Annotated in this window: 9 protein-coding genes; 7 read left to right on the forward strand and 2 right to left on the reverse strand. The window is 74.4% G+C overall.

The annotated features are described in order from the left end of the window. Nucleotides 1-415: 415 nt before the first annotated feature. Together OH807_RS35190 and OH807_RS35195 are read left to right on the forward strand one after the other, a co-directional pair. Nucleotides 416-1,279, forward strand: coding sequence for an SMP-30/gluconolactonase/LRE family protein (locus OH807_RS35190; protein ID WP_406207595.1), 864 nt, complete (start codon nucleotides 416-418; stop codon nucleotides 1,277-1,279). 24 nt (nucleotides 1,280-1,303) lie between these two features. Next, complete coding sequence (locus OH807_RS35195) at nucleotides 1,304-1,588, forward strand: hypothetical protein (protein ID WP_406207598.1); 285 nt, start codon at nucleotides 1,304-1,306, stop codon at nucleotides 1,586-1,588. 160 nt (nucleotides 1,589-1,748) lie between these two features. On the opposite strand, the gene OH807_RS35200 is transcribed toward OH807_RS35195, so the two are convergent. After that, nucleotides 1,749-1,973, reverse strand: a complete 225-nt coding sequence (locus OH807_RS35200) for a hypothetical protein (protein ID WP_406207601.1) — start codon at nucleotides 1,971-1,973, stop codon at nucleotides 1,749-1,751. A gap of 274 nt (nucleotides 1,974-2,247) precedes the next feature. On the opposite strand from OH807_RS35200, the gene OH807_RS35205 reads away from it, so the two are divergent. From OH807_RS35205 to OH807_RS35225, 5 genes are all read left to right on the forward strand, one after another. Continuing rightward, a complete protein-coding gene (locus OH807_RS35205; RefSeq protein WP_406207603.1) occupies nucleotides 2,248-2,766 on the forward strand; it encodes a cysteine/serine endopeptidase inhibitor in 519 nt (172 codons plus the stop codon). A gap of 248 nt (nucleotides 2,767-3,014) precedes the next feature. Next, nucleotides 3,015-4,427 (forward strand): NAD(P)/FAD-dependent oxidoreductase, encoded by a 1,413-nt coding sequence (locus OH807_RS35210; protein ID WP_406207605.1) that lies wholly within the window; start codon nucleotides 3,015-3,017, stop codon nucleotides 4,425-4,427. Between the two features lie 281 nt (nucleotides 4,428-4,708). Then, nucleotides 4,709-6,205 carry a hypothetical protein gene (locus OH807_RS35215; protein WP_406207608.1) on the forward strand — a complete coding sequence of 499 codons (1,497 nt, stop codon included), beginning with the start codon at nucleotides 4,709-4,711 and terminating at the stop codon, nucleotides 6,203-6,205. A gap of 309 nt (nucleotides 6,206-6,514) precedes the next feature. Continuing rightward, on the forward strand, nucleotides 6,515-9,307 hold the full coding sequence (locus tag OH807_RS35220) for an SdrD B-like domain-containing protein (RefSeq protein WP_406207610.1): 2,793 nt from the start codon (nucleotides 6,515-6,517) through the stop codon (nucleotides 9,305-9,307). A gap of 237 nt (nucleotides 9,308-9,544) precedes the next feature. Then, the gene (locus OH807_RS35225; RefSeq protein ID WP_406207612.1) at nucleotides 9,545-10,330 is read left to right on the forward strand and encodes a hypothetical protein; all 786 of its coding nucleotides are present in this window, start codon (nucleotides 9,545-9,547) and stop codon (nucleotides 10,328-10,330) included. Nucleotides 10,331-10,395: 65 nt separating this feature from the next. Here OH807_RS35225 and OH807_RS35230 read toward each other — a convergent pair whose 3' ends face one another. Beyond that, on the reverse strand, nucleotides 10,396-11,703 hold the full coding sequence (locus tag OH807_RS35230; RefSeq protein WP_406207615.1) for a right-handed parallel beta-helix repeat-containing protein: 1,308 nt from the start codon (nucleotides 11,701-11,703) through the stop codon (nucleotides 10,396-10,398). Nucleotides 11,704-11,712: the final 9 nt, after the last annotated feature.

Here is an 11,712-nt window from a genome sequence, read left to right on the forward strand (position 1 = left end):
GGCCGGTGTCCGAGCGATGGCGGGCGTGCGTCACGAGGGCATTCGACCTTGTTGCGGGCCTGCCGGAGTTATTAACTCTCGGAGCGGAAGAAACGCCGACGGGCCTCCGCAGGCGTCCCGCACCGCTCGCGGGTGCTGTTCGGTGCCGCCGCGCAGTCCTGCGGGCCCCGCCCTGCCGGTCCCGTCCGGTCCGGCAGCGCGGCCGAAGTGGCGCGCGCGGTGGCCTTCCCGGCGGGCGACGACGCCTCGTTCGCCCACGACGCCTGCCCGGCCGGTGGACGGTGGCACGGCCGCGATGCTGCCCGAGGCGCTGCGGCGGTGACGGCACTGCCGGTTCGCGGCCGGCCCCACTAACGTCCCGGGTACCGGCTCAGAGGCCGGCCCCCGCTGCCCGAGTGAAGAAGAGGACCCCGCCTTGCGAGCCGAACCCGTCGCCGACACCCCGCACCTCGCCCTCGGAGAGGGCCCGGTCTGGGACACCGCCGCCCGCCGACTGCACTGGATCGGCATCCCCGACCGCCGCGTGCTCACCCTCGACCCGTCGGACGGCCGGGTCACCGTGACCGAACTCGACGTCGTGCCGGGCGCGTTGATGACCGGTCCGGACGGCCCACCGGTGCTGGCCACCGAGCGCGGTTTCGAGCTGCTGGACTTCGCCACCGGCCGGACGGAGTTGCTGGCCCCGGTGGAGGCCGACCGGCCGGACCGCCGGATGAACGACGGTGGCCGTGACCCGTACGGCCGCCCCGTCGCCGGGACGATGCTGCGGTCCGAACCCTGGGAGCCCGGTCCGCTGTACCGGCTGGAGCGCGACGGCACCGTCCGGCCGGTACTGGACGGGCTGTCCGTGCCGAACGGCATTGCCTGGCCCGAGCCGGACCGGCTCTGGCACATCGACTCCCCGACCCGGCGGATCGACCTCTACGAGTACCCCGAGCACGGTCCGGTGGGCCGCCGGATCCGCTCGCTGGACGTCTCCCACCTGCCCGGCCTGCCCGACGGCATGTGCCTCGACGCGGACGGGAACCTCTGGGTGGCGTTCTGGGGCGGCGCCGCCGTGCACTGCCTCTCGACGGACGGTGCGGTGCTCGCCACGGTGGAGCTCCCCGTTCCGCGCGCGACGAGCTGCGCGTTCGGCGGCCCTGATCTGCGCACGCTCTGGATCACCACCGCCCGCACGCCCGAACACCCGCTCTCGGGCGCGCTGTTCGCCTGTCGGCCGGCCGGCGCCACGGGGGCGGTGGGAGGCGGGACGGGGATCGGTCCGGGATTGGACTGACGTTCGGAGGGGGATGGTTGAGCGATGAGACGGTACTGGGCGAGCTGGTTCGAGCAGGTGCTGCCGGGGTTGTCCGCGCTAGCGTGCGGCTGGGGCCTCGGCCCGTGTCCGCCGTCCCCGCCCGCCGGGGCGGGGATGTTCGCCGAGCCCGGGCGGCTCCACCGGCCCGGGCTGTCCTCGGCGCTGCCCGGTCGGCCGTCCGCCGGGTCGGGCCCGCCGGCGGCCCACCCGGAGTGCGCTGCCGGGCACGTCCCGCCGAGCGAGGCCGAGCGGGCGCTCTGGGCGCAGCTCGCCGACATCGCCGGGTAGGGCGCGGCTCGGGTCGCCCGCCGGCCGGGGCGCCGGTCGGCGGGTCACCGGCCGGGGGGCACCGCCGGCCGACGGGTCACCGACCGACGGGTCACCGTCCGGCAGGCGGCAGGCGGCAGGCGGCAGGCGGCAGGCGGCTGGCCGGTGGCCCGATGGGGCGTCACGTCCCGAGCAGTCGGGCGAAGTCGAGCCCCAGGCTGCCGAGTACGGGCAGCGCGCCGAGGTCGGTGACCCCGCCGACCGGGATGCTGTAGCCCTGGTTCACCTCGCGTGGGGCGGCGGCGGCCGGGGTGGTCCCGGCCGCCGCCGCGGTGCCGAGGGCGGCCGCGCCGACGAGCGCGGCGGTGAGGGTGCGGGTGAGGGCGGTGCGAAGCGCGGGGTGCACGAGGTCTCCTGGGGTGCGGGTCGTGCCCTGACAACGCGCCGCGGATCCTGCGGTCACGTATAGTCCCGCCTTCGGCCGCTTTCGTAAAGCATCCTCACTGGTGTTCATGACAACACATCAAAGGTCTGGACCGGCTTGGGTGGACCGGCATAGCGTCCTGGCACTGGCAAGCCCAGCAGGGGCCGACTCCGCTGCGCCGGGGCCGATCCGGCTCGCCGGCGGAGTCCTCCCTGTGCCGACGTGCGCCGATGCGCGCCGAATCCGGAGGGGAACCATGCGACTCGTCAAGAACTCCACCAGCCTCACCAGCCTCAAGCGCTCCAGGAGCGCCAGGATCCTGGCCGGCGCCCCGCTCGCCGCGGCCGCGCTCCTCGCGCTCACCGCGGGGACGGCGAGCGCCGCGATCCCGATCAACAAGCCGATGACCGGCAAGGCCACGTACTACAACGACGCCGGGTTCGGCGCCTGCGGCACCCAGATCAACGCCGCCACCCAGATGCTGGTGGCCGTCCCGCACAGCTGGTGGACCACCGCCAACCCCAACAACGACCCGCTCTGCAAGGGCATCTCGGTCAAGGTGACGTACAACGGCAAGACCGTCACCGTGCCGGTCCGGGACAAGTGTCCCTCCTGCGACTCGACGCACATCGACCTCAGCCAGCCCGCGTTCGCCCGGCTGGCCCCGCTCGGCCAGGGCGTGATCAACGGCCTCACCTGGCAGTTCGTCAAGGCCGGGGTCGCGGGCGAGACCATTCCGCTCTCCGCGCCCGTCGAGGCCTCGACGATCGGCTAGCCCGGACAGGGCCCGGCGCACCCGGGCACCGGGGAGTGCGTCACGGTGGACGAGGAGGCGGGCGGCGGGCAGGCGCACCACGCCCGCCGCCCGCCGCCCGCCGTCCGCCGCGCCGATCCGTCGAGCACCCCCGGCCGGGCCTGACACTGTGCAGGGGCGGGCCGCCGGATCCTGGCAGCGTGCCGGTGGCCCGGGCGGAGGGCCCGGCGTAGCGTCCGGGGAGATCACCGAGCGAAGGCAGGTTTCCCGTGACGCGCAACGGCGAAGACACCCCGGCCGTGAACGGCGGAGTGTCGTTCTGGTACGCGGCGGACGGGCTGCCCGAGCCCCGGCCGGCGCTCCCGGGCGACGCCGACGTCGACGTCTGCATCGTCGGCGGCGGCTACACCGGGCTCTGGACGGCGTACTACCTGAAGAAGGCCGACCCCGGGCTGCGGATCACCCTGCTGGAGCGCCGGTTCTGCGGGTACGGCGCCTCCGGGCGCAACGGCGGCTGGCTGTACAACGGATTCGCCGGGCGCTCCGCCTTCGCCCGCCGCTACGGGCCGGGCCCGGCCGCCGCGATGCAGCGGACGATGGACCTGGCGGTCGGCGAGGTGGCCGACACCGCCGCCGCCGAGGGCATCGAGGCCGACATCGTCCGCGGCGGGGTCGTGGAGGTCGCGCGGACGCCCGCCCAGCTCGTCCGGCTGCAGGCCTTCGCGCGGACCGAGGCGGCGTACGGCCCCGACCGCATCCAGCTGCTCACGGCCGCCGAGACCACCGAGCGGATCCGGATCGCCGGCGCCCTCGGCGGCACCTGGACGCCGTACGGCGCGCGGATCCAGCCCGCCGGCCTGGCCCGCGGCCTGGCCCGGGTCGTCACGGACCTCGGCGTCCGGATCCACGAACAGACCGAGGTCACCGCCCTCCACCCCGCCGGGCCGGGCCGCCGCGCCCGCGCCGTCACCCCGCACGGCACCGTCACGGCCGAGCACGTGCTGCGCGCCACCGAGGGCTTCACCGCCGGGCTGAGCGGCGAGCGGCGCACCTGGCTGCCGATGAACTCCGCGATGATCGCCACCGAACCGCTGCCGGAGTCCTTCTGGCAGCAGGCCGGCTGGGCGGGCCGCGAGGTGCTCGGCGACTTCGCCCACGCCTACATGTACGCGCAGCGCACCGCCGACGACCGGATCGCCCTCGGCGGGCGCGGCGTCCCCTACCGCTACGGCTCGCGCACCGACTCCGACGGCACCACCCAGCCGGCCACCGTCCGCCAGCTCCGCGCGATCCTGGACAGCTTCTTCCCCGCCGCCGCGGAGGCCCGGATCGACCACGCCTGGGCCGGCGTGCTGGGCGTCCCCCGCGACTGGTGCGCCACCGTCGAGCTCGACCGCGCCACCGGCCTCGGCTGGGCGGGCGGCTACGTCGGCAGCGGCGTCACCACCGCCAACCTCGCCGGCCGCACCCTGCGCGACCTCGTCCTCGGCCGGGACACCGAACTCACCCGGCTGCCCTGGGTCGGCCACACCGTCCGCCGCTGGGAGCCCGAACCGCTGCGCTGGCTCGGTGTGCACGCGCTCTACGCCGCCTACCACGCCGCCGACCACCAGGAATCCGCCGGCCGCCCGACCACCTCCCCGATCGCCCGCCTCGCGGACCTCGTCTCGGGGCGGTCCTAGAAGAGAGGGGCAGCGGAGCCGCCAGCCTCCCAGCCCCCCGCTCACACAGCCGCTCACGTGTTGGCCGGGTCGCTCAGCCGGTCGGGGTCCACACCTTCGCGTCGGAGACGCCGGTGACGGTCACCGGCTCGGAGGTCGCGTCCGGGTGGTCCGCGGATCTGTCGAGCGTCAACCTGATGCCGTGCACGAAGTACTCGGCCCCGCGACGACCGCCTTCTGTCCGGTTTGGGGAGTCAAGGGTTGGTAGGGCCCCGTCCGTAGCGTTCTGGCAGGCTCCTTGCATGGCGATGATCCCTCCTGCCGATGCCGCAGACTTCACCTTCGCGCTGAGCGACGCACTCGATGTCCCGGTTCGCGTGCTATCCGACGGAAATCTGTCGAAATGGGACCGTAGGAAGGCGCCCAAGGCCGTGCAGCCGTGGCCGACTGCTGACGTGCTGCCGGTGGACGGCGAGTACCTGGCGACGACCACCTGGCGTCAGCTCGTGACTGCGGCGGCCGGCGCCGGGCGCGACCTGGCGCCCTGGCTGCGCAAGACGCCGGCCTTCGCCGTCAACGAACTCATCGCCCGCGTCGCCCCGCTGCAGGCGTACCTGTCGCTCAAGGACGTCCCGGCGCCCTTGGCAGCGGCGGGGCGTCGTCTGTTCGTGAACGCCGTCTACCGCCACGGCACGGAGCGCAGCGCCCACGCCGCCTTCGGTTACCACCTCGGCATGACGATGGCCCAGTGGTTGACCGTTGGCATGGCCGGGCTGCCGGCCACCGTGCACCTGGAGGCGTGCGGGATCCCCGCGCTGACGGACCCGGCGAAGAAGCTCCCCGACCTCTACGGCAACCATGTGGCCGAGGGGCTGCCGTGGCTGATCGAGGCCAAGGCACGCAAGTCACTGGGCGCGGCCGGCATGCGCAGCGGGCAGGAGCAGCTGAATCAGGCGAGTGCGGAGATCGCCGTGCCGCACCGGCAGGTGCTCTGCGGAACGGTCCTGCCGGAGCCCGGCCGATGGGAGGACGACCATCTGGTGATGATGGTGCACACCGCTCTCGCCGGCCCCTCCCCGGGCGGCGGCGTCCACTCCCTGCCGGACCCCCCGAGCGGTCCGGGCGTGCCCCCGCTGGACGAGTCCCCCGACGAACTGCTGAGCGTCGCGCGGGACCAGTTGCTCGTGTTCCGGGCGCTGGCGTTCGGTGCGGTGCAGGATCTGCGGATCGTGCCGCTGGCGGAAACGGGGACGGAACCGGCCGGGCGGCCTGGACGAGTGGGCAGGACGAGGCCGCTGGAGCGGGACGCCGGTACGCGTGAGCTGCGCGGCCTGCTGCTGGACGAAGGAGTGCCCTACGAGTGGATCCGGCAGGAACGGGGCCCGGCTGTTCGGGAGTTCGTGGTGGGACGCATCCCTGGCATCGGTGTCCACCTGGGTCTGTCGCGTGGCCTGTACGCAGCCTGCGCCCGCCTGCACCAGGTCCAGGCGGACATCCCCGGGGAGGAGCCTCTGTTCTCGGCGGACCCGTTCCTCTCGCGGCGCGGGGAGGACGAGGTACGCGAGGAGATGAGCCGCGAGGCGCGGCGCACCTACTACGAGCGCGAGGACGAAAGGCTGGCGGCGGCCAGGCGGGAGATGGCCCGCGCGTATGCGACCCAGGAGGTTCCGACCGGGCTCCTGCGCGGCGCTCGCCTGGCGGTGGAGCGGCCCGAAGCCGGCGGGCTGCTGGAAGCAAGGACGGCCGAGACGTACGTGGCCGTCGAGCCCGCCGACCCGATCCTGTCGGGACGCCGTTGACCCCACCTGTTGCGCAGCCGGCGGGGGCAGCGTCATGCGGTTCGTGATCAGCGGGAATCGGGATGGCGACGAGCCGGACCGGCGGCCACCGGGCCGGCCCGCGGTGATCCCGCCGCCAGTGCTCCTCGTGCCGATGGTCCCACCGTCGCGCACGTGCGTCCACGTACCTGACTGGTCGTCAAAGTTCCTGGTTTCCCTGCGAACTTGTCCGAAATCCCTTTAGGCTCCCCTTACCAATGGCGGCTTTCCGCCACGCGCGAAGTCCTCGCGGGTCGGGGCGGCAGGCCCAACTGCACAATGAGAGCAGGGATGACAACCACACGTGAACAGGATTCCGGTGCCGCGCGCGGCCCGGAGCGGCGGCGGCCGGGTGTGCTCGGCCGCCGTACCGTGGGTGGCGCCGCGGCGTTGCTCCTCGGGATCGGGGCATGCTCGCTGCTGGCCGCCCCGGCCGCGTTCCCGCAGGCGGCCGACGGGACGGTGACGGTCCGCGTGGTGCGGGCCGTGGACACCACCGGGGTGTGGACGCCCGCGCTGGAGCCCGGGATGGCCGGCGTGAAGGTGACCCTCACCGACGACGCGGGCGCCGGCGTCGAGGGCACCACGGCGGCGGACGGCACGGTGACGCTGGTGCCGGGCAACGGGCTCACCGGCGGCAAGTACCGCGTCCAGGTGGTGAATCCGAAGCCGGGCAAGCTCTACCCGGCCTTCGCCTCCCGCCAGGGTCTGGACGGCGCGCCCAACCAGCTCAGCAGCAACGAGGAGTTCGTCGACCTCTCCGGAGGCAAGAACGCGGCGCTCACCACCGGACTGTGGAGCCCCGGCGACTACTGCCAGAAGAACGCCACCCTGGTGACCACCTGTCAGCCCGCGACGCGCGAGGGCGGGACGCAGCGCACGCTGGTCTCCTTCCCGTACAGCGCGCGCGGCCAGGACGGCGTGGACGCGAACGCCACGAACATCGCCACCAACGCCGAGACCGGCACGCTGTTCGGCATCGCGTGGAGCCGGGCCGACCGGCGGGTGTTCTCCTCGGCCGTCGCCAAGCGCACCACGGACTACGGCCCCGGCGGCGCGGGCGGGATCTACGTGACCGACGTCGGGACGAAGCGGACCACGCTGTTCGCCACCGTCCCGGACACCGGCACGACCGTCCACGGCGGCGGCACCGACGACGCGTTCCTCGCGGTGCCGGGCAAGGAGAGCCTCGGCGGCATCAAGGTCACCGACGACGGCAAGGACCTCTTCGTCGTCAATCTCCACGACCGCAAGCTCTACCGCTACGACGCCACCGCGCCCACGGCCGCCGCGCCGAAGGCCGTCTACCCCGTCCCGGACCCGGGCTGCCCGGCGGCCGGGGACTGGCGCCCGTTCGGCCTCGGCCTCCAGGACGGCACCGGCTACCTCGGCGGCGTCTGTTCGGGCGAGTCGACCGGCAAGGCCTCCGACCTGCACGCCGTGGTGCTGCCGTTCGACCTGGCCACCGGCGCCTTCGCGGCGCCGGTCCTGAACCAGCCGCTGGACTACCCGCGCCAGACGACCGTCGGAGGGGGCCCCTGCGACGGGGCGGCCTGGTTCCCGTGGACCAACACGTGGCCGACCTCGCAGAACGGCAACGCGTGCGGCAACGCCACCATCGCCCAGCCCGAACCGGAGCTCGGCGAGATCGCGTTCGAGACCGACGGGTCGATGCTGCTCGCCTTCCGCGACCGCTTCGCCGACCGCGGGCCGTCCGGTGTCCCCTACTCCTCCGTCATGTCGGGCGGTGACCTCAACAAGGCCTGCCCGGCGAACGGCACCTACGTGATGGACACCAACGGCGGTTGCGGACTCTCCCCCCGGGGCACCCGCTTCTTCGACACCACCTGGGGTGGTCACCGCAACACGGCGTTCGCGGGCATGGCCGACTCCAAGGTCGAGAACACCATCGCGACCTCCGCCTTCGACCCCAACCACACCGCGCTCGGCTACGGCACGTCGTTCCTCCAGCGGAACGGCGCGCAGGACCCGAAGTTCGGCTTCCGGCTCACCCCGCCGGGCGAGGTCGCCCCGTTCGGCAAGGGCGCCTCGATGGGCGACCTCGAGGTGCTCTGCGACCAGGCCCCGCTCCAGATCGGCAACCGGGTCTGGTACGACCCCGAGCGCAGCGGCATCCAGCGTCCGGGCCAGCGCCCCGTACCGGGGGCGACCGTCGACCTGTACGACGAGGCGGGGAAGCTCGTCGGCACCACCAGGACCACCGCGCGCGGTGAGTACTACTTCGACGACTCCAACGTCACCGGCGGCCTCAAGCCGCGCACGAAGTACACCGTCCGCCTCGACAACCCCGCCGACTACGCCAAGGGCGGCCCGCTGTACCAGTGGGTGCCGACCGCCGCGGACGTCGGCGACAACGCCTTCATCGACTCCAAGGGTGTCGTCCCGGCGGGCGGGCAGTACGCCGAACGGGCGCTGACCACGGGTGGACCGGGCGAGAACGACCACACCTACGACTTCGGGTTCCGGCAGCAGGAGGGCGCGCTGCGCCTGGTCAAGCACGACCAGGACGGCAAGCCGCTGGCGGGCGCGAAGTTCCGGCTCTGGAAGGAGACCAACGGCACCGACGGGCTGCAGAGCACCGGGGACAAGGCCGACACGGCGGTCGGCGACCCCTGCACCACCGGGGCCGACGGTCTCTGCACGGGCAGCGGTGCGCCGGGGACGTACTACTGGCAGGAGGTGAGCCCGCCCGAGGGCTACTCCGCGCCGGAGAGCACGGTGTTCGGGCCGCTGGTGCTGAACGCCGAGAATCTCGCCACCGGAGTCGAGGTGACGGCCGTCAACCGGCTGATCCCGACGCCGACGCCCACCCCGACGGCGACGCCCACCGAGACGCCGGCCCCGACGCCGACGCCGACGCAGGCTCCGACGCAGACGCAGGCCCCGACGCTGCCGTCCCCGGCGGTGACGCCGCCCGCGCCGCGGCCCGCCCCCGGATCGCACCTGGCCAGCACCGGTGCGAACGAGGGAATCCCGGTGATGCTGGCCGGTGCGGGAACGCTGGCCGGCCTCGGCGCGGTGTTCGTGCTGCTGGCGCGCCGGCGCCGGGCCCAGCAGCGGTAGCCGGTGATCCACTTCCGGTAGCCCACCCCCGCCCGGGCCCGCACCGGCCCGGGCGGGTACCGCCGCCGAGGCGCCGGTACTGATCGGGCGGGTCCGCGGACCTCAAGTCTGCGGACCCGCCCGTGTGGTGTGATCGACCGGCCGACAACCGATCGATGCCCGACAACCGACTGGTCGACCGGCCGACGCCCTACCGACCGACGCCCTACTGACCGACCGACGAGAGAAGGCACACGCATGGCCCGGAAGACGAAGGCCGACACCCCCCGGCCGCGTCGTCGGACCGTCTGGCTCGGGAGCCTGGTCGCCCTCGCGGTGTGCGCCACCGCGGGCGGCCTGGTCGCCTACCGCACCGCCGCCGACGAGCCGGGCGAGCGGGCGGTGACCGTCGACGAGGCCTCCCGGCTGGCCCTGTCGCGGCTGAACCTCTTCGAGGCCAGTCCGGTCGCGGTGACGCTCACCGCGGCGGAGGGCGGGGGCGTCGACGTCCGGGTCGAGGGCGTCGTGGACTACCGCACCCGCCGCGGCACCGGCCGCTACCGGGTCACCGGGGCGAACGGCCCGCTCGACCACGGCCTGGTGGTCTGGGACGCCGGCGGCCTCGGGCTCGCCCCCGAACCGGCCGGCGCCGACGGCCCGGCCTGGCAGCAGGCCGAGCGCGTCCCCCGGCAGGGCTGGTCCCCGCGCGCCTACACCGCGGACCCGCTGGACGCCGGGCTCCAGCTGATCGTCCAGCTCGGCGCCGACCGGCCCGACAACCCGCTGCTGCTGGCCCAGTCCGGCGCGCGGTGGCTCGGCCGCGACCGCCTCGACGGCCGCGGTCACGACCGGTTCGCCGGTCCGCGCGCCCAGGGTGCGGCGCCCGACGGCGAGCGGTCGCCGCTGACCTACTGGGTCGACGACGACGGCGGGCTGCGGCGGGTGACGATGCGGATGCCGGGTCTGGGCACCCCGGCCACGGTCGAGTTCGCCGGGCGTGACGACACCGCCAAGCTCCCCGAGGCCCCCTGGCTCACCGGCTGAAGCCGGCTCGCCGTCGGTCCGCCACCCGTCACCCGCCGTAAGCCGCCGGCCGTCCCGCGCGTCCGTCACCCCGCCGGCTGCGGCGGCAACGCGGCGGGGTCCGTCGGGAGCGGGTAAGCGCCCGGGTCCACCGCCCCCGGCAGGCCGGTCGCCGGGCGGCCGGGCGCCGCCGGGTCGGGCAGCGACGGCTGCGCGGGCGGCGCGGGCACCTTGCTGAACGGAACGCCCGGCGGCGCCTGGACCGGCGCCGGCCGGCCGGCGGACAGCGGCCCGCGCCCCGGTCCGCCGCACGCCGCCGCGGCCTCCAGGCCCTCCGGGCTCTGCCTGACCGGCCGGTTGCCGCTGAAGCAGTTGCCGGGGTCGACGGAGGCGAGCACCAGATCGGCGCCGTTGCCGTCCACCTGGTTGCCCTCCACCCGGTTGCCGCTCGCCGGGTGGCCCGCCGGGTCGGTGACGACCACACCGGCGGCGCGATTGCCCCGGACGAGGTTGCGCTCCACCCGGTTCGCGGTGCCTCCGCCGATGCCGATCCCGATGCCGAAGCCGCCGTCCGCCTGCTCGGGCGAGTCGGCGGCGTTGTTGTCGACGACGACGTTGCCCGCGATCACCGCGCCGTGCTGCGGTGCCAGCGCCTCCAGGTCGTTGGAGTTCACCGTGACGCCCACCCGGTTGCCCGCCGCGCGGTTGCCCAGGATCGACAGCCCGTCCGAGGCGTTGGTCAGCTCGATGCCGACCGCGTTCCGCTCCACCGTGTTGCCGCGCACCAGGGTGTCGCACGGCTTGCACTGGCCGACGTAGATGCCGGAGTCGGCGTGCCCGGAGGCGTAGGACTCCTCGATCACCCCGGCCCGCGCGTCGAAGGCGTAGATGCCGTAGAGGCCGTTGTTGTACGCCGTGATCCGCGTCGCCCGGAAGCCCTCCACGGGCGGGAAGCGGGCGGTGTCCAGCGGGTCGTACGCCGAGCCGCCCGCGCCGCGCTGCTGCAACTTCTCGTCGGTGACGCCGGTGAACAGCACGCCGTTGGCGAGGTAGCCGTGGACGGTGAGGTTCTCCACCACCGAGCCGGGCCCGGTGGCGGTGATGCCGTTGGCCAGCTTCAGCCCGCCGTCGAACACCACGGCGGAGCGGTCCGTGCCGCGCACCACCACGTTCCGCCGGGTGACGCGCACACTCTCGCGGTAGGTGCCGGGGCCGATCAGCACCGTGTCGCCCTCGCGCGCGACGTCCACCGCCTTCTGGACGGTGGGGAAGTCCTCCGGCACGCGGACCACGTTCCCGGCCGGGTGCTTGGCGTCCTCCGCCGCCGGGCCGCTGGAGGAGCACCCCGCGGCCGCCAGGGCGACCGCGACGGCCCCGGCGGTCGCGACGGCCACAGCAGCCCG

Source organism: Kitasatospora sp. NBC_01560, from assembly GCF_045208415.1.
Classification (GTDB): domain Bacteria; phylum Actinomycetota; class Actinomycetes; order Streptomycetales; family Streptomycetaceae; genus Kitasatospora.

Coding starts and splice junctions, on each gene's coding strand:
- OH807_RS35225 (WP_406207612.1), top strand. CDS start 9,545: ATGGCCCGGAAGACGAAGGCCGACACCCCCCGGCCGCGTCGTCGGACC.
- OH807_RS35215 (WP_406207608.1), top strand. CDS start 4,709: ATGGCGATGATCCCTCCTGCCGATGCCGCAGACTTCACCTTCGCGCTG.
- OH807_RS35195 (WP_406207598.1), top strand. CDS start 1,304: ATGAGACGGTACTGGGCGAGCTGGTTCGAGCAGGTGCTGCCGGGGTTG.
- OH807_RS35205 (WP_406207603.1), top strand. CDS start 2,248: ATGCGACTCGTCAAGAACTCCACCAGCCTCACCAGCCTCAAGCGCTCC.
- OH807_RS35220 (WP_406207610.1), top strand. CDS start 6,515: ATGACAACCACACGTGAACAGGATTCCGGTGCCGCGCGCGGCCCGGAG.